This window comes from Formosa haliotis (assembly GCF_001685485.1).
Taxonomy (GTDB): Bacteria; Bacteroidota; Bacteroidia; order Flavobacteriales; family Flavobacteriaceae; genus Formosa; species Formosa haliotis.
Map to the genome: position 1 here is coordinate 167326 of NZ_BDEL01000001.1, position 26010 is coordinate 193335.

Below are 26010 nucleotides of genomic sequence, written 5' to 3' on the forward strand. Positions count from 1 at the left end.
TAAAGTGTCAAATACATAAAATTGATGTCTAATTTTTGAAATTACTTTATAAAAGTACGTGTTAATATTAGAAATATATAAATTTTAACAAAAGTCGATTTGAGTAAGCCTCTCTTGTATTATACAGTATATAGGGAATTAAGGGTCCTCATTTTCATTCGGTTGAATTCAGCAATTTAAAAGCAAGACAAGAGTAAGCCTTTTTTAGGTTGAGGTATGCATATTTGTATTTGGGGTCGAAACCCTATTTAAAAGACATAAACTAACTTTAAAAAGCTAATAGTAATGAAAATGACTACAATTAAAACTTACATGTTATTGCTATGTTTGTTTGCTGCGAACATACCAATGAAAGCCCAACAAGTTCCAGATCCGAATCAAGGCCTAAGAGCAAATTGGATGCGTGGATCTTGGGCCGCTCTATGGTTGCCAGAAAACAACTATAATGGTCATATAGAAGGGGTGTCAATAGAACCTTTTATCGAACAAATTAAGGAACTTGAAACGATTGATTATATTCAAATTGGTCTTACTAACCCTAATATTTATTCACCTGTACATACCGCACCACATCCCATTATTGAAAGTTTATGGCAAGGCGATGTCGATCCTGACGGAAATCCGTTGAACTTAGTAGTACCAAGGGCTTCAGCACCAGATCCATTTTTAAGCTGGTTAAAGGCTATTAAAGCGGCTGGGTTAAAAACAGAAATTTATGTGAATTCCTATAATTTATTGGCACGTGTTCCCGATGGTATTCCTGCGGGTTATCCAGACCTTTCCGAACGTTGGGAAGAATACTGTAATACAAATGCAACAGCTCAAGCGTTTATAAAAAATAATCCATATATAAGTGAAGACGACCCGGAAAGAAGAAAATATATGTTTTGTTATGCCGAGTTTATTTTAAAAGAATATTCAGAGCGTTATGGTGATTTAATTGATGCTTGGTGCTTCGATTCTGCCGACAATATTATGGGAGCTTGTGGTGATGAGCCTCAATCGGATGATGTTAATCATCAAAGAATTTATCAAGCGTTCGCAGATGCGTGTCATGCAGGAAATCCAAATGCAGCCATATCGTTTAATAACAGTGTTGGAGATAGGGAATTAAACCCATTCTCTACAGCAACTTATTTTGATGACTATACCTTTGGTCACCCTTTTGGGGGAGCTGGAAATATGGTGGAACCTAGAGATCCTTTATATACGTACAATTATCATGTAATTGAATGGATGAGCGATTACAATGGGTCTGCTTTTTTAGTGGAGTCTGTAAACAAGGAAATTTCAACAGACGGCAATAAAATTTTGATTGAGAATCGAGCATGGAATGATAATGTGGTGAGTCATTTCTTTCCTAAACAAAGTGCAACTTCTTGGAATGCCGGAAATACGCCATGTCTTACAGATGAAGAATTTGTGGAATGGACAAGCACAGGAATTATAGATGGTGGGGCTATTACATGGGGAACACCATTAGTAAGGACTAATCTTAATAATGCACCAGACCTTACACTTCAGCCTTATGCCCTTAGACAATTAGCATTAACAGACGAATATTTAAAGCAAAATCAATTTCCAGGAGCACCAAATTGGGCTAGACAAACTACAAGATTGTCAGAAGTGATTCCTGGGCAAGCTTATGAGCATGTTTTAGTTGAAGGGGTTGATTTCTGGGATCCAGAAAATTTAGGGTCTACCAATACTATTTTGTCCATTGTAGACGATGGAAAAGCTCCAGATTGGTTAACGCTAACCGAAACAGAAGAAGGAGTATGGACTTTAGGAGGCATACCAACAGAAACAACAGAAACAGTATATACTTTTGAACTGAAGGCTCAGGACGCCGATGGATCGACCAATAGACAAGTTAGTTTAAAAACGGTATCTCATCCAGATGGTTTTGTAAATCCTGGAGATGGTTCGCCGGTATGGAAAGCAAACCCTATGATTTTAGAAAACACTGTGGTTTCAGAATTTTTTGAATATTATTTAGAATTAGGTGAAGATGTTTATGATTTTGAAGGGGACGATTTAAGTATTGCTATTTCTGGAGAAGCACATTGGCTTAATTTAGAAGAATTATCAAAAGGTGTTTGGTATTTAAGCGGAACGCCAGAAAAGGTAGATGAAGGCGAAAATAAGTTTACATTAAGCCTTACCGATGGAACACATGCTTCAGAAACAGAGCTGATAATCAATGTGGATAAAAGTTTGTCAACAGATTTAGAAGTGCTAATTCAAGCAGCTGCCGATACAAATTATGGCATAGGTACGGTGGCAACTATGATTTCTGAAGAACAAACGGGCCCCGATGGGATAGCTACATATAAATTATCTATAGAGATTACACCTTCTATCGATAAAGCTATTATTTCTGGTATATCTGGTGGGACATCTACAGAAAAAAGTTGGGGGCTTGGTGATGGTACAACTGCTAATAGTGATGATATATTTAACGGAGACCAAAACGAATGGGTAGAACATATTGGTAACATTAAAATTGTTGATTTTAATCCAAATGGAGGTGATTTAAAACTTGAATATATGTCTGCCTTTTTTAATGCTGTAGATATTATAAATGGACAATCTTCACAGGATCGCGTTTCACTGCGTGTAGGAGACTTGATTACAGAGGGGAAGAAAATGGAGAGTAATACATCAACTTTTTATTTAGAGTTTGAAACAGGTATTGAAAATATTACTGAATTTGCCATTGGTACAGGTAATGAAGCAACTACCAATAAGTGGTCTATAAACGGTATTAATGTACTTGTTAAATTCGATATTCCTTTGGAATTAGTATCCCTAGAATCAACGCCATTACTTTGTTCTAGAGATGCAACAGCATCAGCATCGGTTGAAGTGAAAGGCGGACAACGACCTTATGCCTATAAGTGGAGTGACGGACAGAAAACGCAAACAGCAATAGATTTGGCTGCTGGAGACTATACGGTTCAAGTTACAGATAAAAATGGAAATAGTGTAACAGGATCGGTTAGTATTGAGGCCATAGCGCCAATAGAAATAACAATGATTCAAGATCAAGAAATTCACATTGGTTATTTAACAGAATCAGTTGTTTTAAGAGCAGAATCCATTATTGGTGGAACAGGTGACTACACCTATGAATGGAGTACAGGAGAAACCTCACCAGAAATTACTGTTTCTCCAAAAAATACTACAACTTATACCTTAACAGTGACTGATGAAAATGATTGTGCTACGACTAAAGTAGTACTTGTAAAAGTAACAGATGTAAGTTGTGGGAATAATGGTGCTAAGGTACAAATTTGTCACAATGGTCATGTTATATGTGTTTCTCCAAATGCGGTGCCTGCATTTTTAAGAAAAGGTGCTGTATTAGGAAGTTGTGATACTGAAATATCAATCGATAATATTTCAGTAACTCCAAATCCTGTCGCTTCTGAAACTACCATTAGCGTAACGAGTAGTTACAGAGGGAGTGCTTTATTACAAGTTTTCGATTTACAGGGTAACTTAAAATTGAGTAATACAATTTACTTGAATGAAGATATGTCAGATTTTCAGCTTAATATTTCTAATTTTATATCTGGGGTTTATATCATTTCAATTAATGGAAATGGTCACCAAAGTCAGCCAGTAAAAATCATTAAAAACTAATCTGGTAGAAACACTTGTTATAGAATTAGGTTAATTGAAATACCAAGAACCTAATACTTAGAGAACTATTTTAATACTACAACACCCAAATGAGATCATTCTAATTTGGGTGTTTTTTTGTTTGTGGGTTTAATAAAATTAAGTATAGAATTGCTGTGTAATATTAAAATTATAGGCTTCAATTTACCCTAATTTCTTTCATGCGTTTTTTTATAAATTCCCTTTTTTAGGAGACTTTCTATTACCAATTTAAGATTGGTTTAAACACTTTGCGATACTATTTAGTGCTTTAAAAAGAATCGGGTTAATTGTAAATCCTGTTGTAGAATTAAAGTTAATAAGATATGAAATACTTAAAATTCATATCTAATTTTTAGTATAACGATATAAAATCTCATGTTAATTTTAGAAATATATAAAATTTAACAAAAGTTGATTTGAGTAAGGTCTCTTGAAATCTTACGGTATATGGGGAATTAGGGTTACTCATTTCTATTTGGTTGAATTCAGCAAAATAAAAGCAGGACAAGAGTAAGTCTTTTTTAGAGCGTGGTGTGCATATTTGTAATGAGCAACAAATAATTGTCAACTGCATGAAGAAACAATACGCTTAAAAAGATTCAAAATTCCGAAGTAAGCATTTTAAAAACACACCTTTTTTACACATTGTCTTAACGTATTTTTTGGATAAAAATTGAAATCTATTTTACAAATTGTTTTACAACGTTGTCGTTGATTTTTATGAGAAACTAAAACCTTTTTCTTTAGGCTTTATGTTTAGGTTAAACAAGTAATAGAATTTTAAGTTATGAATCGATTTTTTGTATATGCGTTATGTTTTGTAGGTGTGATGAATGCTCAAAATTCTAATCAAAAGGAATTTTACGACACAGAATTTCAGAAACTTGATGGGAATGAGAATGGTTTGTTAGAACAATCTGAAGTTAACCAGGTTTGGAAACAAATAAAAGCCTACGATACCGATAATAGCGGAACCCTTACACTAAAAGAATTTTATAAGTACGATATCCCATACCTTAAAACAGCCGGCAAAATAAAGTTGAATATTAAGTACAAATCGACACCAGAAGAAGGCTTATATCTAGATATTTATTACCCTGAAGCAAAAATCGGGAACAAAAAATATCCTATAATGCTATATACGCACGGAGGAGGTTGGTTTAATGGGAGTAAAGAAAATATTGTAAGACCACCTGTTAAATATCCATTTATAGAATTGGTGAAACAAGGTTTTGCGGTGGTTTCCATTAACTATCGCCTTACTAGACAAAAGTCCGTTTTAATGCGAGACTGTGTTATAGATGCTATGGATGCAGTACGTTATTTATCAAAACATGCAGATGAATTAAGTTTAGACCAAAACCAAGTTTATGTACTTGGCGATTCTGCTGGCGGACATATAGCACAAATGTTAACGCTTGCAGATCCTAATGATTTTAAAGGCGATGAACAGCTATTTGGAAATCCGTATAAAGTTATTGCTGGCGTATCGTGGTATGGACCTTCAGATTTTACCATAAAAGCACTGTTCGAAACAGATGATCCATCCAAAGATCCAGACAGATTTAGTTCTAGAATCAGCAAAACAGAATCCGATTCCACGAAAATAAAGGCCATGTACAAAGAGATGAGTCCTATTTTTTATTTAACTAAAAATAGTCCGCCTTTGTTTATGATGGCCGCCGATAACGACACCACAATTCCTGTTGGACACGCTACACATATGAAAGCACAAGCAGATCGTATTGGTGCAAATGTAGAGGTGTTTATTGTTAAACAAGCAGGGCATAATTGGAGAAAAGCAGGTGGAGACATTGTCCCTCCATTAGACGATATCACCAAATTAACCGTAGCGTTTTTCCAAAAATATAAAGCATAAAATGTTTCAAAATTAAACACCAATTAATAACTAACTAAAAACCATAATTATGAAAAAAATTACTTAAACAACACATTTAAAAGAACCTTAGGCATATTTGCTGCAGTTTGTGTTTTAAAAACCTTTAATCGTGAAATTGAAAAAATGAATGTATCAGATTTGGCAGGAGGTATATATATACTAAAAGGTCTTACTTCTAACGGGGTACCAGTAACACGTAAGTTTATTAAAAAATAGGACTTTAATGCTTTTAAGATGTTTTTGCTGAAATGTTATCAGTTTTAAGATTTCATCAAAACACATCAGGATTGATAAATAATTAATGATATAAATTTTAAATCAAAACCAATGAAAAAATATACTATTCATTTATTTGTAGTTCTTCTATGTCTATTTTTCACAAACATAGATATCCAAGCCCAACAAATTCCAGATCCAGATTTGGGATTAAGAGCAGATTGGATGCGTGGATCCTTAGGCCTATTATGGTTACCAGAAAATAACCATAATGGAAATATAGAAGGCGTTTCTATAGAAGCTTTTTTAACTCAGATACAACACCTTAAAACTGTAGATTTTATTCAGGTAGGTTTAGCAAGCCCATATATTTATTCTCCTGTGCATACAGCACCACATCCGCTTTTAGAAAAGTTGTGGGAAGGAGATTTGGGACCGGATGGAAAACCAATAAATTTGGTGGTACCTCGGGCTTCAGCACCAGATCCATTTTTGAGTTGGTTAAAGGCTATAAAAGCAGCTGGCCTAAAAACAGAGGTGTACGTAAATTCGGCTAATTTGTTGCAATGGGAAGCTTTTAATGGTGCTCCAAGTGAGTTCCCTGATTTTTCAAATCGCTGGAAGGCCTATTGCGATACAGATCCTACAGTTCAAGCTTTTATTAATAGTGAAGCATACCATAAAGATGGAGTTAACGATGATCGTCGTCCTTATATGTTTGCTTATGCGGAGTTCATTCTTAAAGACTATGCCATGCGTTATGGCGATTTAATAGATGCTTGGTGTTTCGATGCTGCTCATGTAAACATGGCATCTGCAGGCGACGATTATAGTACGGGAAATATAGATACGCAAAGAGTTTATCAAGCATTTGCTGATGCCTGTCATGCAGGGAATCCAAATGCAGCTATAACCTTTAATAATGGAATTGGTGATCGCGATAGTGATCCGTTTTTACCATATCGAACACCTTCACTTTTTGAGGATTATAAATTTGGACACCCTTTTGGTGGAGCAGGAAATATGGTTGAACCTAGAGATCCGCTATATACCGTGAATTTTGGTATATGTGAATACATGCGAGACAATAATGGGCTTCCGTATACAAACGATGGTATAGATTGGAACGATAATGTTGTTGCTCATTTTTTTCCAAAACAAAGTACTACCTCGTGGAATGATGGGGGTACACCGTGTTTAACCGATGGAGAGTTTGTGGAATGGAATAATGTGGGCTTAATTAACGGAGGAGGTATCACTTGGGGAACACCTCTTGTGATAACAAATTTAAACAATGCTTCTCCAAACCTTACACTCCAACCTTATGCATTAAGACAATTAGAATTGGTAGATGCCGATCTAAGTGTAAATCAATATCCAGGAGCACCAAATTGGGCAAGACAATATACAGTTTTACCAGAAATCATTCCTGGACAAGATTATAGTCATACTTTAATCGAAGGCACAGATTTTTGGGATCCAGAAAATGTAGGGATAACAAATTTGGCTATTGTTGAAGGAGGAGAAGCTCTAGATTGGTTAACACTAACAGAAACAGAAGAGGGAATATGGGTATTAGGAGGTACACCAACTGAAAGCGAAGTGACGACATATACGTTTAAATTAAGAGCCGAAGATAGTGATGGATTTACAGATAGAGAAGTGACTTTAAATGTGGTATCTCCTCCTGATGGTTTTACAAATCCTGAAGACGGTTCTCCTGTTTGGAAGCTAAATTCCATGACTTTAGAAAACATACCAGTTTTAGAACCTTTTGAATATTATTTAGAAGAAGGTGTAGATTTTTATGATTTTGAAGGTGATGATCTTAGCATAATCATTAATGACGGCGCAGTTTGGCTTAATGTAGAAAAGTTGTCTAATGGGATTTGGTATTTAAGTGGTATACCAGAGTTAGACCATGTTGGTGACAATACGTTTACACTTACGCTTAATGACGGTACACATTCAACTGATAGCGAACTACAAATAACAGTAGATCCTTTAGACACTTCAGATGGAGTAGCAGTAGAAATTAGAGCGACTCCAGTGACTAATTATGGTATAGGAAAAATGGCCACTATGATTTCTGAAACACAAACCGCTACAGACGAATTGGCTACTTATAAAATCTCAATAGAAGTAATACCACCAAGCGACAAAGCTGTGATTTCAGGGCTCTCTGGTGGTGTGTCTACTGAATTTGCTTGGGGATTAGGTGATGGTACAAACGAAAATAGCGATGATATTTTTACAGGAAGTGATAACGAATGGGTAGAACGTATTCAAAATATTAAAATCATAGATTTTAATGCAAACGGCGGAAACCTAACTTTAGATAACATAACCATGTCATTTGAATCGGTTACTATTGTAAATGCTCAATCTGCAAACGATCGGGTTTCCTTAAAAGTAAATGATGTTATAACCAATTTGGCAAGATTATCTCTTACACCTGAGGTTATTTACTTAAGTGCGTCTACAGGAATTGAAAATATTCAAGATTTTGCAATAGGAACTGGAAATGAAGCAACCACTAATAAATGGTCGATAGAAGGTATTAATGTGCTTGTTAAATTTGATGAGACACTCTCTGTTGATGACACTATTCAAGAAGTTGGATTAGGATTTAGGTTATATCCTAACCCAGCTACAAACGAAATTTTTATGAACAAACCAATGCAGTCAGGCCAAATCATGGATCTTACTGGTAAGGTTATAATAGTTTATAATTCCGAAGTTCAGCATTTAGATATCTCTCAATTAGCCGCAGGCGTATATTTCTTAAAAGGGCAAAGTCCAGAAGGATATACCTTAATTAAAAAGTTTGTAAAGCGTAACTAACCATTACCAAAACTTTGCAACTTAAAACGTAATAAAACTAACAAAAAACTAATTATGAATTTTAAACAAACTAAATTAAAAACATATGTCAAATTTGTTTTACTATCCTGTTGCGCTTATGGTATAGCAGGGTTTCAAACAACCCATGCACAAATTTTCCATGATGAGTTTTCACCCTACGAGGTAAATTCAGTTAACGGAAATGCCACATGGCAAAAAGATGAAACCAGTGGAGATTATGTTTATAATAATGGAGGAACTCAATACACGCGGAGAGCAGTAATGTATTCAACCGAATCGTTTCAGTCTAATGATGGTTTCATATTAACTGTTGAATATACTACCGGTACTATTGATGTTGCCGCGGCACACAATTTTTCATTTGGATTAATAAGTGATGAAATAGATTTAGCTTCATTTACAGGTTTTAATCCGTATAAGAGCGACCTTTCGGTATACAGTATTGGAGCCAATTTAACTGCCGATGATGACGCCACAGCTAGAGGATTAAACTTTACAAATGGCACGGAACGTATCACTTTAGATGAATCTGGGACGAGGACGCAATTTGTTGCTGGAGAAAAGACTAAGGTAACTATAGAAATAGGCATAGGAGGTTCTTGGACGTATCGTATAAACGATGTTTATGAGGCTTCAGGAGTTATTGCTGATGGTATTGATTTAACCAAAAAGTATCATGTTGCTATTTACGGTCAAGATGATCAAGGTGGCGGAAAATCTATTCAATCCATAACATTAGAAAAAAACTATGCTCAAGGTGAACGTGCAAATAAATTAAGAGGAACATGGAATTCAGAAATCGATATAGATTTATTAGATGATAGAATAAAGAATCTTAAAACATTAGATCGTCTAGGCGTGAGTTTTACAAATGGTGCGGTATTATCTGCTGAACATTTTGCACCGCATAAATTATTTGATATGCTGCCTGGGGGCGATGCAGTAGCTCCAGCTTGGGGTAATTTAAATTCAGATAAACCGGAAAACGATAAGCTACTAACAAATATCTTAAAAGCAAAAGAAGCAGGTTTTAATGTTAAGGCCTATACAAATTCTGAAAATTTTGTTGGTGAAAACTCTGAATATCTTCAGCAATTTGTAGATAGTTGGATAGAATATTGCGATACAGATCCGGAGATTCAAGCTTTTATTAATAGTCAGCCTTATCATACAGCTATATGGAATGAAGTTACTGGTGAATATGAGGATGCTTCAGAAACTTTTCCAATGAGAAAGTATATGTTTTGTTATGCAGAATACTTTCTTAAAGACTTTGCCATACGTTATGGAGAGCATTTTGATTCATGGATTTTTGATGACGGAGGTACCATGGAGCAAAATGGAGATAATGCAGCAAGTGGCCTAATTGAAGAACAAAGAATTTATCAGGCTTATGCCAATGCAGTGCATGCAGGTAATCCTGATATAGCAATCGCTTTTAATAACGGAAGAAGTACAGTAAATTATGATGCATATCCTTATGCTCATCCAACTAGATTTGATGATTTTACCTTTGGACATGCTTTCGGAGGCAATAATAACCATGCTGAAAAAATAGAAGGAAATCAATTCGATCTAAATTACCAACATATTACTCGTATGACAGAAACAAATGGTTCTGTGCATTCTGGAGGAAATTGGGACTGGGATGATAAAATTGTTGGTAATTTTCATTCAAAATTATCAACAACAGCATGGAAATATGGAGCTACTCAAGCTTGGGAGCAAGACGATTTCAATCAATGGAACTTAGAGGCGATACAAGCGGGAGGATCTATGACTTGGGGTGGATCTTATAATAGAACGGTAACAGCTATATACGATTGGGTGTATGTTCTTTTAGAAGGGATGGATAACTATCTAATGACGCATGAAAGCCCAGGTAGTCCGAATTGGTCAAAAGCACATACGATTTTACCAGATGCCATTATGGGGCAACCTTATTCACATACTTTAGTTGAAGGTACAGATTTTTGGGACCCTGAAGGAGATAAAATTATATCACTTTTGGCTCTTGAAGATTTTCCTTCTTGGTTAACAATTAGTGAGCCTAATTCTGGTGTTTGGATACTTAGTGGTACACCTTCAGAATCAATAGAAACAAATTATGAGTTTAAATTAGAGGTAAGTGATGCTACTTCAGGAACAGAAAGGGTAGTAGAATTAAAAATATTAGACCCAGATTCTATAGGGGTAACTGATGTAATTATTTCTAAAGATCAATATTATTTAACTGTAAACGAAAATGTAGAACTATCTGCTCAGGTCATGCCTGAAAACGCCGCAAATCAATCAGTAATTTGGAGTAGTAGTGATTCTTCTATTGCTAGCGTAGATGAAAACGGTGTAGTAGAAGCTCATACATTAGGAAATGTTATAATTACAGTAAGCACCGTAGATGGTGGCTATAATAGTGAATGTGCAATTAGTGTTTTAGAGAGTTCAGATCTTAACCTTGCTTTGAACGGAGTAGCTACGCAATCGTCGACAGATTATGGGGGAGAGCCTTCACGTGCAATTGATGGTAATACAGATGGTGTTTTTGGAAACAATTCAGTAACACATACACAAGAAGAGGAGAATCCTTGGTGGCAGGTTGATTTAGGAGATGAGTATAGTATTGGTGATATTAATTTGTACAATAGAGTAGGAACTAATTATACAAGATTATCAAATTTTACTATTAGTATTATTAATTCAGAAGGAACGGAAGTCTATTCAGAATTAGTTGAGGAGGCTCCAAATTTGACGTCAACTATAAGTATTCAAGGTGTTGTGGGACAAGTTGTAAGAATTCAATTAAACACCATCAATGTTTTGTCTCTAGCAGAAGTTGAGGTGTTTAAATTTGACTCTGCATTGTCAATTGACACAATAGAAAATACATTCAAACTTTATCCTAATCCTGCAACAGATGTCTTAAATTATGACTTTAAAAATGTTGAAGGATTTAATCAAATTATAATATTTTCCATTTTAGGAAAACAAGTAAGTGTTGAGAATGTTAAAACTCCAAAAGGACAGATTGATATAAGTAATTTAAAAAGTGGTTTTTATATTTTAAAAGTAGTTGGAAGAACAAATTTCGTAATGAAATTTATTAAAGAGTAGGTATACAGTTTAAAGAGAACATTAATAAGTTTTTGATATCTAGGTACTATTGGTCGTTTTTTGTTTGGATTGTTGTGAAGCATTTAGCCGGATTTTAAAAATTGTTTTATAGTAATGTGTTTAACAAAATTGTTTTAATTCGGCTTATGCTTTTTTTTAATAGAAAGACATCCTAAATAATTCAACTAAAATATTAAGAGAAAAAATTAAAGAACAGGCAAATATATTACTGAACCACAAATACTTTAAATAGAATAAAATTTTAATATATATGAAGTACTATTTCATTTTGTTATGTACGCTATTCATGGTAAGCATGAGTAGTGTAGCTCAGGTAAAGGCAACAGAACATGCCGATTTTTATGTGTCAACCAAAGGTTCAGATACTTGGTCTGGTACCTTGGCTGCTCCTAATGCAAAAGCTTCAGACGGACCTTTTGCAACTTTAGAGCGCGCCCGAGATGCTGTACGCGATTTAAAAAAGACGAAATCAGGAAATATTACGGTATTTGTTCGTGGCGGTTTTTATCAATTAGATAAAACAATTGTTTTTGGTATAGTAGATTCTGGTGAAGGAAATTCAACCATTACTTATGCTGCTTATCCAAATGAAACACCAGTTTTTAGTTCAGGAAAACCAATTAGCGGTTGGGAAAAAGTAACAACCTATATTCCAGGCTTGCCTGAAAAAGCTAAAGGAAAAATATACGTTGCTAATGTGTCAGATGCCTTCAAAACACTTTATGATGAAGATGGGATGTTACCGCGTGCGCAATCTGAGGGCATTATTACGGAGGAAGGAAAAAATAGTAGAAACACACTTCATTTTCCTAAAGGATTTTTAAAAAATTGGTCTAATATAACAGATGTCGAAATTAAAGTACGACCACATCATGCTTGGATTGTGAATATGCTTCCTTTAGAGTCTGTGAATGAAGATACGCAAACAGCTACCACGTCTATTGATGCGACTTACGCCATGAATACCCTACATTTTTTAAAAACGACAGATAATTTGTGGGTTGAAAATGTTATAGAAGTTTTAGACCAAGAAGGTGAGTGGGTTTTAAATACTAAAGAAGGAAAGGTTTACCTATGGCCACGAAATACATCAACAGTATATGCGCCTCAACTTTTGGAACTTATCAGAGTTGAAGGTAAAATAGATTTCGATGGCCCTACCGATGTGCCTGTACGCAACCTTCATTTTAAAGGACTAACCTTTAAACATGGGGAGCGTTATACCTTAACCCCAGACGATAAAGGCCTACAGCATGACTGGGATATGCTAGATAAAAACAATGCTTTGGTTCGATTAAGAGGTTCAGAGAATTGCGTTATAGAACAATGTCATTTTCTTGATAGTGGTAGCGGTGCTATTCGTGTCGATTTATACGGAATGGAAAATACCATATCTAGTAATCATATTGAGCATATGGGTGGTGGCGGCATTCTACTTGCTGGTTATGGACCAGGTACTAAAGATGTTAATAAAAAGAATACGGTGTATAACAATAATATTCATCATGTGGGTGAGATATATTGGCATTCACCAGGGATTTTTGTTTGGCAAAGTGGCGAAAATCGCATTGCAAATAATTTAATTCATCATACCGATTATACAGGACTTATTTTATCGGGTTGTATGACCGATTTCTTTGCGAAAAATGGCAATGGGAGAGAATTGGTACGCACATTACGTAGAGATGATATGCCTAAGTTCTCTAAAGGGTTAAGTCTTGAAGAGGTGTTACCTTATTTACATACGCACAATAATATCGTTGAAAACAACGAGATTCATCATGCCATGAGCCGATTAGGCGATGGGAATGGGATTTACATTCGAGGAGCTGGTAAAAACAATATCATTAAAAGAAACTATATTCATCACTTGGAAGCCGATATGATCATGCAAGCTGCACTTCGTACCGATGGCGGACAAACAGGAACTCTAATCACTGAAAATGTGATCTATAAATGTACGTCTCAGGGTATCTTAACCAAGCTTGATAACAAAGTAGAAAATAATATAGTTGCCGATATTATTGCACCACCTCGTGGGTATTATTTGTCGGTAAGAGAAGGTCCTTTAACTGGAGCCACTATAAAGAATAATATATTTTACTCATCTTCTAAAGACGATACGTTTATAGATGAATTACCTCCAGGAAAGGCAGGCAGTTCAGAGGACCGTAGAGGAAGAGCTTTAGCACGAGCTCGCGATGCCGATACCGATAATAATATTTATTTCTGTAAGCCAGATTTAAATAAAGGGAAGGCACTTATCGAGAAAAATCGGAAGGACGGTATTGATAAAAATAGCCGCGCGGTAGATCCTATGTTTGTCGATCCTGAACATGGGGATTTCAGATTTAAACCAGGTTCCCCAGCCATCGAGATGGGAATCACACCTATCGATTTATCTCAGGTAGGATTGCGTAAAGACTAATAATTTAAAAAGATAATGCAATGAAATTAAAAGCAATCGGACTTTTAATACTTAGCCTGTTTTTTGCTCCTACGGATGTTTTAGGACAAGACAGACCAAATATCATAATGGTTATTACCGACGATCAAGGTATGGGCGATTTGTCTTGTTTGGGTAATCCATACATTAAAACGCCGAGTATTGATAAATTTTATGCCAATGCGGTTCGTTTTACCAATTACCATGTGTCTACAACTTGCGCCCCAACCCGAGGTGCATTAATGTCGGGAAGGCATTCTAATCGTGTTAATGTGTTTCATACCATTACAGGGCGCTCTTTGCTTTTTGAAGATGAGGTTATTTTGCCTCAAATATTAGCTCAAAATGGGTATGTAAACGGCATGTTTGGCAAATGGCATTTGGGTGATAACTATCCGTATCGTCCAGAAGACAGAGGTTTTCAAGAAGTTGTGAGACATGGTGGTGGCGGAATTACCCAAGGACCAGATTATTGGTGGAACGATTATTTTGATGATACCTTTTGGCACAATGGCAAAACACAAAAATATAAAGGCTATTGTACCGATGTGTTTTTTAATGAAGCCTTAAATTTTATTGAAGAAAACAAAGACAGACCGTTCTTTTGTTACATCTCTACTAACGCGCCTCATGCGCCGCTTAATCTGCCAGAAAAATACTTTAATATGTATAAAGATTTGGACGCGATTAACGAGAATGCTCAACGTTTTTATGGGATGATTACCAACATTGATGATAATTTTAAACAGCTTCAAAAAAAATTAGATGCTTTAAATCTTACAGATAATACCATTCTAATTTTTACAACTGATAATGGCTCGGCGTGGGGCAGAAATGTGTACAATGCAGGCTTAAAAGGCGGTAAAGGTAGTGTGTACGACGGTGGACATCGTGTGCCACTATTCATTCGTTGGCCTAACGGAAAACTAACAGGAGGTAAGGATATCGATGCCTTAGTGGCGCATTATGATTTGATCCCCACCTTTGTAGATCTCTTCGGGTTAGATTTTAACCCTGTAAAACCACTGGACGGGAAAAGCTTAAAACCATTGCTTTTTGATGCTAATCCCAAATGGGAAAATCGCATGTTATACATGGACACCCAGCGAAAACAAAATCTTATAAAATACAGAACTTATACGGTTATGGATGATAATTGGCGATTGATAAATGGTGATGAGCTGTATAATATTACCAAAGATCGTGGCCAAACTAATAATGTATTTAATCAATATCCCGAAGTGGCAGCACGTTTGTCTGCGGGTTACGAAATTTGGTGGCAATCCATTATGGCCGAAGGTCCAAACGAACGTTATGGGTATATAAAAGTAGGATCGCCTAATGAAAATCCTAGTCGAATTTCTGCCCACGACATGTTTACAGGAAAACATAATGGTGCCTGGCACCAAGACGGTGCTTCAAAAGCTGTTCAGGCCAGCGGAAGTTGGAAAATTGAATTTGTAGAAGATGGCGAATATGCTATTGCATTAAGAAGGTTTCCAAGAGAAAGTGGCTTAGCCATAAATGCAACCTTTCCAGGTCAAGAAAAACAAGTAGAATTACATAAGGTTCTTGAAGGTAGCGAGAAATCCGATTTTGAAACTGCTTTTTTATACGTTGCAAATATTGAAAAGGAACTGAAAATTGAATCAGGCCAGTCCGAAGTTACCTTTAAAGGAAAAATACCAGCGGGAAAATACGATATGGAAGCCCAACTTATTGATAAGGATGGGCATGTGCATCCGGCTTATTATGTATATATCGAGAAATTGTAGCTGGTAAATTTCAAAAGGAATTGAGTTTTTTTATGAATATAACTAACTAAACAAAATGAATAAAAATATAAAGTTTTCGAAGTTCAAATTAATAGCCATGGCTGCGCTGTGCTTTTTTCAATTTAATTGTAAAAACGAAAAGCATAAAAGCATTCCTGAAAACTCTGAAATCGATTATGTTACCGAAACGGTAGGAGACGTCGATTTCGGGAAAACAAAAATGTCTGAATATACGCCTGAAATCAGGGCGAATATGAATAAACTGTACGATGCTAAATTTGGCATGTTTGTGCATTTCGGACCATACGCACAACTTGCAGGAGAATGGAAGGGCAAAAAAGGAGCTGCAGAATGGATTATGAGACGTAGTTTTATACCAGTAGCAGAGTATGAAAAAGAAGCCGCAGGTAAATTTAAACCAGAAAATTTTAATGCTAAAGAATGGGTAGATATTGCTGAAAATGCAGGCATGAAATTTATTGTACTTACCGCGAAACATCACGATGGATTTGCCATGTATAAATCGGAGCATCCTTATAATTTGTTTGATTTTGCAGGTTTTAACCGTGATATTTTGAAAGAACTAGCGGAAGAATGTGCAAAAAGAGACATGAAATTGGGCTTTTATTATTCGCAGGACCAGGACTGGCATGAAAAAGGAGGCGCTGGTAACGATTGGGATTTTGGCAGTGTTATCAAACCAGCCGATGAATTTGATGCCTATTTTAGAGAAAAAGCAGTGATGCAAATAAAGGAGTTAACCACTAATTATGGCGATATTTTTATGGTTTGGTTCGATACACCTTTTCAAATTACAGATGAACAAAGTCAGCTCATGATGGATGTTGTTAAGGAACACCAACCGGGAGCATTAGTTAATGCACGACTGGGTAATGGATACGGCCATTTTGACGTGTCTATTGATAACGGTACCACACCAAGTGTAAGCAAAGCGACGTGGCTTCCTGATTTAAAAGTGCCTTGGCAAACGCATGAATCAGTAACAAAACATGGATGGGGTTACACATCTCGAGGTGCCGAACTTGACCGATCAGAAGATTATTCCGATTTTATTTATAGCCTGTGTAGAATTATAGGAAATGGAGGTGTTTATTTATTGAATGTTGCACCACGCCCTGATGGAACCATACCAGAATCGCAGGTAAATAGTATTCATGTTATTGGAGATTGGCTAAAAGTAAATGGTGAAGCCATCTACGGCGCTGACCCAAGTCCTTTAAAATTTCCGCCTTATGCCATCACAAGCAAGCCAGGTAAAGTCTACTTACATGTTCAAGATTTAGAAAATAATCAAGTGGCGTTAACAGGTCTTTTGTCTAAAGTAAATAAGGCTTATGTTTTGGCAGATACATCACAGCAAGCTTTAAAATTTACTCAGAAAAACGAAAAATTAAGTGTTACGCTTCCCGATGATTTAAAACAACAATATGTAACCGTGGTGGTCTTAGAAATAGAAGACCAAATCGCCAAAGTTGTTGATGAAACCTTACAGCAAGCAGCAGATGGAAGTATCCAATTACCGGTTTCAAAATGTGAGTTTTCTATTCGACGCATTAGTTACGATTACGATAAAAAGGTAACACACCGTTGGGGAGAAAATACCAAACAAGGTTTAATATGGACTGTAAATATTAAGCAGCCAGGAAGGTTTAAAGTTGTTAGTGAAGATTCTGGAAATGATGGATTTGAATACCAATTAAGTACATTAAAAGATACCATAACACTTAATGCAAAAGGAGAGATTGGTAAATTAACTAAAAAACAGCAAGACGGGTATATTAAAATTGATGAAGCTGGGATTCATAAATTAACCGTTTATCCTACAATACCGGCATCAAAAGCAACAAAAGGAAGCTATGAATTTAAAGGTTTAGAGCTTATTCCTGCAAAAGAATAAATACACACGACATAAATTCAATGAAAAATATAATCACTTTAGTCTGCCTAACTATTGGTCTATTAAATAGTTTTGCACAAACGAAATCCTTAAAAAATACGAAGCCAAATATCATTTTGGTAATGACCGACGACCAGGGGATGGGCGATTTAGCCTGTATGGGAAATCAAGTTTTAAAAACACCACATATTGATGCTTTTTATAATCAATCAACACGTTTTACAGATTTTCAAGTAAGTCCAACATGTGCCCCAACGCGTTCAGCTTTAATGAGTGGGGCTCGACCTTTTGAAGTAGGTGTAACACATACTATCATGCAGCGTGAACGCATGGCATTAGATGTTTTTACCATGCCACAAGCCTTACAATCGGCGGGTTATAAAACAGGTCTTTTCGGAAAATGGCATTTAGGTGATGAAGAAGAATACCTACCTATTAACCGTGGTTTCGATGAAGTACTTATGCACGGCGCTGGAGGTATTGGGCAAACTAAATATGGCGATTTTCCTCCAAATGAAGAGAATTTATATTTCGATAATGTCTTACTTCACAACGATAAAATTGTGCAAACTAAAGGCTTTTGTACCGATGTGTTTTTTGATGCTGCCGAAGCTTGGATAAAACAACAAGAGGATGCCAAGCAACCTTATTTTGCCTATGTCGCCCTTAATGCACCGCATGCGCCATTGGTAGCGCCGGAGGCTTATAAAAAACGATTTTTAGATTTAGGTTATGATGAAGGCACAGCAGGGCGTTATGGCATGATTGAAAATATAGACGATAATTTTGGCGAACTCATGCAAAAGCTTGAAAAATGGGACGCTTTAGATAATACACTGGTTATTTTCATGACCGATAATGGCGCAACCCATTTAAAAGGAACCCTTAACGGAAAACCAGTAACGCATTTTAATGCTAATTTAAGAGGGGCCAAAAACTCACCTTTTGAAGGCGGTACTCATGTGCCTGCGTTTTGGTATTGGAAAGGGAAATTGGGGACAGGAGTCGATATTAAAGCCTTAACAGCTCATATCGATATGTACCAAACTTTTTGTGAATTGGCAGGTGTAACCTTACCCGAAAAGATGCAAGAATTAAGCGGTCGATCATTGGTGCCACTATTAGAAAATCCGAACACAGTATGGGCCGATAGAGAATTGTTTATTCATTGTGGGCGATGGGCTGCAGGCGAACGCGAAGATGCCAAATTCAAGAAGTCGGCGATTCGAACACAAGAATGGCGATTTGATAATAATAGTCAATTGTATAACATTCCAAACGATCCCTCGGAAACAAATGATGTATATGCAGAACATCCAGAACTAATAGCACATTTAAGAACTACATATGATAAATGGTGGGAAAATACTAAGCCTTTAATGGTAAATGAAGGTTTGCCGAAAGTAGAACCCAAAGATCAGCCACTCGCTAAACGTTATTACAAGCAATTAAAAGAAACAGGGATACCAGAATGGCAGCCTAAAAGCACCGAATAATAGGTTCATTTAATATGCCTAACGTTCGATTATTAAATTAAATAAATCAACCTATCTGATATATTGTTAGGAGTTTAGAAAATAGAATACTTGAAATGGTGCGATTTAAGGCTTAATTTTATTACATGGTTATTGGTATTATTTGGTGGTAGAATTTATGCCAAGTTTAGAGTTAAAAACACCCTCGGCCCATTCCCACTACATGCCGAGAAAAGCTCCATTTTGGAAAAGCCCTTCATTAAAAAGTCTTGAACATAACGTTAATCGTTCCGGATTTCATTGCACTTGCTTGCTAATCCACGAGAAAACCTGGAAGCAACCAAACTCCATTTCACCTACACTATTAACCTTAAGTTTGCTTGGCTTAATTCCGTTGCGAGTCCAGTTGCTCAAAGTCCAACTTTAAAGACTACGATTGCATGACCTAGGCTTAAACGAAAAGGGCATAAACCTTTGCTAGATTACATTAATAATTTGCAAAATTCAATTTAGTGAAACGGCGTATACGAGACCCGTTTGGTTTATCCTGTGTTTTAGCCTAAGGATGGTGTGAGAGGAGCAGTGACGCCTTTTAAGTCGTCTACCGTCTACACGATTGTAAAACGTTTTTTATTCAGATACTATGTATGAAATTTTAACATAATTAGGCGAATATTTTAAAAGTTCTTCTGTTCCTTCTTCATTTTCTTTCAAATATCGAACCCCCAAAGGACTTTTGTAAACTGGCTAGGACTAGAAATTAAACTTATACGTTGTTCCTGTTTTACAAGTTATTTTATTAATTTTATTATGGTCGGGTAAAAATTTCCTGTTTGTCCTTTGTTAACTTTGATTGCAAATATTATTGGTAAAATGATGTTTATAACATAAAGAAAAAGCCAAAAATATAATGAAAGTATTAAATTTCCTGGCCCAATATCTAAATGTGTAATCTTAAGAAATGCTCCAATTATTAACCCAAAAGAAGCAAGTAAAGTCCAAATAATTTGAAAATTCAAAAGATTGGCTCCAATATCTTTCAAATCAATTATTTTATCTTTCTTAGTTATCCATAAGATAAATAGAATTACTATATTTCCTATTGGGATAAAAAGACCAAATAATACAGATAAATGAAAGTAAGTTAAATAGCTTCTGTCAGTTTTTTTTCCGTAATCTAAGATGTCTTCTGCATTTAAGTCTAAAACTTTGCAAATTAAATTCAGAGTTTTTCCTCTAGGTTCACTTTCATTATTTTCAATCCGTTGAATAGTTCTCAAGTTAATTTTTGCAGATTCAGCTAACTCTTCTTGAGATAGTCCTTTTTTCTTTCTAATGTCTCTAATTTTTTTTCCAATTTCGTTCATATAATAACGTTTATTTTTGGGTAAAATTAATTATGAAACTACCATTTTGATAACGGTTTACATACGACATTTTTACGACATTCATGCCAGTCATTGATTTTGTTGGATTCTAATTGGTTCTAACGTCAATCTGTATAATAACGTGCTGCAATTTTATATATTTCTACTAAAATACAGTTTTTTCTATTAGACGGGAGCTAAGATTCTATATTTTGAATTTTGTTTGTAAGCTTCTTGAAAGCCTATTGGAATGGTTGCTTTAATTCTTATTGAAGACGTGTAGCACAAGAATGGGAGGTTAGGCAGTTACTCAGAGTCCAATTTTATTACTTCTACGTTCTAAAAGAATTGTATCACGCCAAACTCCTTCCATTTTCCCTATTCGTTCTCGATATCCAACTTCTCTAAAACCAAGTTTTTATGAATTCTCAAACTTCCTTTATTTTCAGGGAAAATTCCTGCTTGTAAAGTCCAAATTCCATTTTTTTCACTTTCAGCTATTAGTTTCTCTAAGAGTTTTGTTCCAATTTGTTGTCCTGAAAAATCATTCGCAACATAAACACTAACTTCCGCCACTCCACCATATACACATCGACTAGATACGGGTGAAAGAGCAAACCAACCAACTATGACATTATCTAATTCGGCAACAAATCTACAGGTCTGCAAATGTCCATTATCCCAATCCACCCAATTTGGAATATCAAGTTGAAAAGTTGCATTCTTAGTTTCAATCCCTTGTCTATAAATTTCAGAAACTTGATCCCAATCTTTTTTTTCTAAAATTCTTAAATTCATTTTTATTTAGTGTTTTTTTGTTATGCACTACAACGGTTAATATATGAAAATTAGGCGAATTCGAAGCACAAAATTTTCGGTTAAGCACAAAGTTTAATAGGGGCTAAAAGCTATGATTTTACGTATGTTTCTCCTATTTTTTATAGCGTCTATTAAAAGCAGTAAGATGAGATAAAAAAAATATACTAATTTTGAAGATTTAGGCAATTGCTTTTTTTAGGATACGGAGTTATGTGCCATTGTAATACTGTAATTGCTTCAACTTGGGTTTGAGACAACTTGTTGTGTCTACCTTTTAGAAGAATAATCTATCTCCCCATATTTTCCTTCATTAAAATCTTTATATGCCAAGGCTATTCCTGCTTCACTATTCATTACAAATGGACCTTGCGAAACAATAGGCTCTGTATAATTTTCTCCACCAAAAAGTAAAATATCAATAGCCAAATCAGATAAATTCTCTATTTCAACTTCTCCAGCTTCTTTGTCAAATGCCACCAATTCTCCAGCATTAAAACTTTCCGTATTGATTATTGCTGAGTCTGTAGGTAAAACGGTCGCAACTTCTATTTTTTGAGGAAAGTCCATGCTAAATTTCTTCCCTGGGTTTATTTTGATATGAAATAGAAATTGCTCGGTGTAGGTCGGTATTTTTGATGTTAATTCTTGATAATCTCCAACAAGAACCCGTATAGATCCAGCATCTTCCGCTAATTGTTTTTCAGGTATATCCTTTGCTTGCAAAGGCAGGTACTCAGGTTTTTCTTCTTTGATTTTTGATGGTAGATTAATCCAAAATTGAAAAGCATAAATTTCCTTTTGACTGAATTCACCACTTGCTCCTGATCTCTCATCATGAACAATCCCATTGCCTGAGTTCATCCATTGTACACCTCCTGAAGAGACCAAAGAACGATTTCCTAAACTGTCAAAGTGTTCCACTTCGCCTTTAATGGAATAGGTTAGGGTAGCAATACCTCTATGAGGATGTGGACCCGTGCCTCCAGTCTTTTTGCCAACTACTTTTATAGGTCCTGCCTGATCAAGCAGAATAAAAGGTCCGACAGCTTTTGCCTGCCAGCTTGGTAAAAAACGGTTGATTGGTGCTCCGCCTACCGAAGTGCTATTGCCTTTGCCTGAAAAACTGATTTTCTTCTTCATAATTGTTCTAGTTTAAAATTTTTTTAACTTAAAGCTTTCCATCTTTCAATGTAAACATTCTGCTATATTGAGAAATAAGGGATGTCTCTGCTTATCTTTCTTCTGTAGTACCATCTGCATATTTTGCAAATCGTCCTTTTGTACGATCAAAAACTTGTTCTGTTTCAGACCAAGGCCAGCCGCCAAACTGAGTTTTTCTGTACTCTGCAAAACCCTGATTTAATTCTTCCTCGGTGTTCATTACAAAAGGGCCACGACTGGCTACGGACTCATTAATAGGTTTTCCTTGTAGAATTAGAAATTCGGACTCTTTATTACCATTGGTAATTGTTAGGCTTTGACCTGGTACCACTTTAACTAGCTGGTTGACGGTTACTATTTTGCCTTCTACATCTATTGAATTTCCCCTATAAAAGTAAAGCGTATTGTTTACCTGCTCGCTTGCCGTTGCTGGAAGCGTCCATTGGGCGTTAGCTTCCATTTTAACACTTAGGATGGCTACTCCATTATCAGGGTTGGCTGCCCAAGAATCTGGAGTTGGTTTGGGTGCTTGATTGGATTTATAGTTTCCCGCATATAGCTCAATTTGGGTTTTCTTACCATTGTTATCTGTTTCTTCGATTTTTGGAATGCTCTCTCGCCATAGCATTTTGTAATGTGGTTCTACCAATTTACTCCGACTAGACAAGTTTATCCAAATTTGAAAAATCTCCAGTGTATTTTCTTTATCTGTATGAATGAGCGGAAACATTTCTGAGTGTTGAATTCCTTTTCCTGCTGTCATCCATTGTAGATCACCAGCACCAAACCTGCCTGCACCACCAAGAGAATCACTATGGTCTACAAAACCTTGTTTCCCAATGGTGATTGTCTCAAATCCTCGGTGCGGATGATACGGAAACCCAGGGATGGTTTTTCCATGATACATACTATAACCGTCTTTCCCTTGAAAGTCTTGACCTACTTTTCTACCTTCTAACTCAGAAGGATCTACACCCATTTGCTCATTTCCTTTTGGATAGTGGTCAAGATGATGCATGGCAACCAAAAAAGGATCTTGCGTTTGCCAAGGCATACTCATAGCTTCTACTGCAATTATTTTATCTGTCATTTTAATCTGTTTTTGTAGTTACGAATTCTCTCTATTCGCTAAAAGATTCAAACCTTAAATTACTGGCACAATAATAAACCTTCCTACAGCAACAAATAAGGCAAGAACCATAAGAACTAGATTCATTTTGACCTTGTTTTGTTCCTTTCTGTCAGCGTGCACCTTCATAGCTCCAAGCATAGTCATGGCAAGCCCAATGGCGGCTATAGGCGTTAATACAGAAAAGAAATTAATGCTCATTGGTAAAATAAGACCTACAGCTCCTAAAAGCTCCAAAAGTCCAATGAGTTTGAGTGTTGAGCTTGAATAATTATCTACCCAATCACCAAGTTTTTCACGAAGTTCATTCTTGGGTTTACTAAGTTTTGTGGCTCCTGCCATTAGAAACATAAGGGCTAATAAGACTTGTACAATCCAAAGTGCTACATTCATTTTTTTCGATTTTTATATTAATTATTTTTAATTACAATACAAATGTCGTAGAAAATACATGCCTATGCATTAATGTATATTAAGAAATGGAATTCGGTTATTTTCCGGACTTCAATCTTTGACTTTTAGCAGCACTCAATGCTTCGGGAGTTACACCTAGGTAGGATGCCACCATATGTTGCGGCACTCTTTGCATTACATTTGGATAAGTTGAAACAAAAAAATCGTAACGCTCAATGGCCGAAGTACTCATGAGCATAATCACTCTTTTCTGAAGTACCCGCATACGTTTTACAAATTTCTTCAAATCGGGTTCAATCTTACCGTCTTTTTCGACCTGTATTACTACCGAGTCTTCTAAGGCATCGATGTATAAATCGCAGGGCTCGTCTGCTGCTGCATAATCAGTAACAATCCATCCTTCAGGGCCGAACATGAAAATGTGTTCTTTTCCTTTTTCATCAATAGTATAACTTCTGAGTAAACCAGACTTTACAAAATATGATTTTCCACCCAAGTCACCTGTTCTTTGCAGAATTTCCTTCTTTTTTACATTGATTTTTTTCATCTGAAATTTTCAATTTAAGAATTGATTTAATGGCATTCAACGTTTCCATAAGCGAAAAGTAGCAGGATTTACAAACTACATGTTCAATTAGTCACAGGTTTTAAATTTATAAATTATATTTCGTTTTAGCACTTTGTTGTTGGTTTATCCTGGGCCATTTAGTTGGTCTACCGCAACATCTAACGGACAGCGAGCATTCATTAAACCTTTTTGCGTAACATCAGTTTAAATCATAGTGGTTTCTGGCTTGGTATCTACTAATAAAACTTGAATATTATGAAAATCTTTCTGTTTTTTATAATAATTTGACATTCCACGCAAACCAATGGATGTGAACTAACATGGAGATTATTATGGGAATTTTACGAATAAATTCGAAGTTAAATACGCCGAATCTTATTTTCTTAACGAGATATAAAGATTCATTTATTTCATTGTCCGATAGGTTACAAATAGCCAAATCATTAAACGGAGATTTATTTTTGTTGCTACATTGTAATCATGCAGTAAATGTAAATGCTAGAGGTGTTTAAGTTTATGTAGGGAAAAGTCTAACGAAAAACACTAGAGAAACTATATGGTTAGCTTACTAGTTACCAAATCAGTTTAAAAGCACTTAGGATTTGATAGTCGGGGCGTAACACGTTTTTTTATTCAGTCAGTTTATTTTCAATGTTTTGATTTTTATTAGTCAATTCATTTGCAAATTCAAATTTATCTTTTGGTGAAATGACGATTAAATCAAATTTTCCGTAAGTCAGCTCAATTCTGTCCAAAGATGGGGCAGGAGATGAAATCAAATTAGTACTTTTTTTTATTGATGTAATTTTATTAATATCAAATGATTTATGGTAAAAAAAACCGCACTTTACTTTCAATAAACCATCCTTGGTAATAGTATATTTAGTAGAGAAGTTTAAATAAAGAAAATAAACATAAACTAGAGCGAATATTCCGCAAACCGAAATTATCGCTTTTAGGGGTTCACTTTGATAAATCATTAATCCAATAATTATCCCGAAAATTACAGTTAGGAACACCACCACTTCATATCCGAATTTTGATTTGTATGTTTTCATTTTATAAATCTGTTTTATTCAAATTATGTAGTGGTTCAAAAATATCACAATGTTTTGTAAGCCGCGCTAAATTAGAACTGTTTAATTGTCTAAAACTT

16 protein-coding genes are annotated in these 26010 nt (G+C 35.6%); 9 read left to right on the forward strand and 7 right to left on the reverse strand.

The window, feature by feature from the left end:
• Positions 1-291: 291 nt before the first annotated feature.
• From A9D35_RS00695 to A9D35_RS00730, 8 genes are all read left to right on the forward strand, one after another.
• Positions 292-3648 carry a T9SS type A sorting domain-containing protein gene (locus A9D35_RS00695; RefSeq protein ID WP_066217780.1) on the forward strand — a complete coding sequence of 1119 codons (3357 nt, stop codon included), beginning with the start codon at positions 292-294 and terminating at the stop codon, positions 3646-3648.
• Between the two features lie 808 nt (positions 3649-4456).
• Positions 4457-5548 (forward strand): alpha/beta hydrolase fold domain-containing protein, encoded by a 1092-nt coding sequence (locus A9D35_RS00700; protein ID WP_066217782.1) that lies wholly within the window; start codon positions 4457-4459, stop codon positions 5546-5548.
• 348 nt (positions 5549-5896) lie between these two features.
• Positions 5897-8629, forward strand: a complete 2733-nt coding sequence (locus tag A9D35_RS00705) for a T9SS type A sorting domain-containing protein (RefSeq protein ID WP_066217784.1) — start codon at positions 5897-5899, stop codon at positions 8627-8629.
• A gap of 54 nt (positions 8630-8683) precedes the next feature.
• Positions 8684-11761, forward strand: coding sequence for a galactose-binding domain-containing protein (locus A9D35_RS00710; protein WP_066217786.1), 3078 nt, complete (start codon positions 8684-8686; stop codon positions 11759-11761).
• Between the two features lie 271 nt (positions 11762-12032).
• Positions 12033-14210, forward strand: coding sequence for a right-handed parallel beta-helix repeat-containing protein (locus tag A9D35_RS00715; protein ID WP_066217787.1), 2178 nt, complete (start codon positions 12033-12035; stop codon positions 14208-14210).
• A 20-nt stretch (positions 14211-14230) separates the two neighbouring features.
• Entirely contained in the window at positions 14231-16003 is a 1773-nt protein-coding gene (locus A9D35_RS00720; RefSeq protein ID WP_066217789.1) for an arylsulfatase, read from the forward strand.
• Between the two features lie 55 nt (positions 16004-16058).
• On the forward strand, positions 16059-17921 hold the full coding sequence (locus tag A9D35_RS00725; RefSeq protein WP_066217790.1) for an alpha-L-fucosidase: 1863 nt from the start codon (positions 16059-16061) through the stop codon (positions 17919-17921).
• Positions 17922-17941: 20 nt separating this feature from the next.
• Positions 17942-19417, forward strand: a complete 1476-nt coding sequence (locus A9D35_RS00730; protein WP_066217792.1) for an arylsulfatase — start codon at positions 17942-17944, stop codon at positions 19415-19417.
• Between the two features lie 770 nt (positions 19418-20187).
• Here the strand turns inward: A9D35_RS00730 and A9D35_RS00735 are convergent.
• The 6 genes from A9D35_RS00735 to A9D35_RS00760 all read right to left on the reverse strand — a co-directional run bounded on the left by A9D35_RS00735 (position 20188) and on the right by A9D35_RS00760 (position 24833).
• Positions 20188-20763, reverse strand: a complete 576-nt coding sequence (locus A9D35_RS00735; RefSeq protein WP_066217793.1) for a helix-turn-helix domain-containing protein — start codon at positions 20761-20763, stop codon at positions 20188-20190.
• Positions 20764-21141: 378 nt separating this feature from the next.
• Positions 21142-21561, reverse strand: coding sequence for a GNAT family N-acetyltransferase (locus A9D35_RS00740; protein ID WP_369692134.1), 420 nt, complete (start codon positions 21559-21561; stop codon positions 21142-21144).
• Positions 21562-21849: 288 nt separating this feature from the next.
• Positions 21850-22722 (reverse strand): pirin family protein, encoded by an 873-nt coding sequence (locus tag A9D35_RS00745; protein ID WP_066217796.1) that lies wholly within the window; start codon positions 22720-22722, stop codon positions 21850-21852.
• 91 nt (positions 22723-22813) lie between these two features.
• Positions 22814-23833 (reverse strand): pirin family protein, encoded by a 1020-nt coding sequence (locus A9D35_RS00750; RefSeq protein WP_066217798.1) that lies wholly within the window; start codon positions 23831-23833, stop codon positions 22814-22816.
• A 54-nt stretch (positions 23834-23887) separates the two neighbouring features.
• Entirely contained in the window at positions 23888-24265 is a 378-nt protein-coding gene (locus A9D35_RS00755; RefSeq protein WP_066217802.1) for a DoxX family protein, read from the reverse strand.
• 97 nt (positions 24266-24362) lie between these two features.
• Positions 24363-24833: a Crp/Fnr family transcriptional regulator gene (locus tag A9D35_RS00760; protein ID WP_066217804.1), complete on the reverse strand. Its 471-nt coding sequence runs from the start codon at positions 24831-24833 to the stop codon at positions 24363-24365.
• A gap of 353 nt (positions 24834-25186) precedes the next feature.
• Between A9D35_RS00760 and A9D35_RS19590 the strand changes: the two genes are divergently transcribed.
• Positions 25187-25366: an N-acetylmuramoyl-L-alanine amidase gene (locus A9D35_RS19590; protein ID WP_159427030.1), complete on the forward strand. Its 180-nt coding sequence runs from the start codon at positions 25187-25189 to the stop codon at positions 25364-25366.
• 117 nt (positions 25367-25483) lie between these two features.
• On the opposite strand, the gene A9D35_RS00765 is transcribed toward A9D35_RS19590, so the two are convergent.
• Complete coding sequence (locus A9D35_RS00765; protein WP_066217806.1) at positions 25484-25912, reverse strand: PH domain-containing protein; 429 nt, start codon at positions 25910-25912, stop codon at positions 25484-25486.
• Positions 25913-26010: the final 98 nt, after the last annotated feature.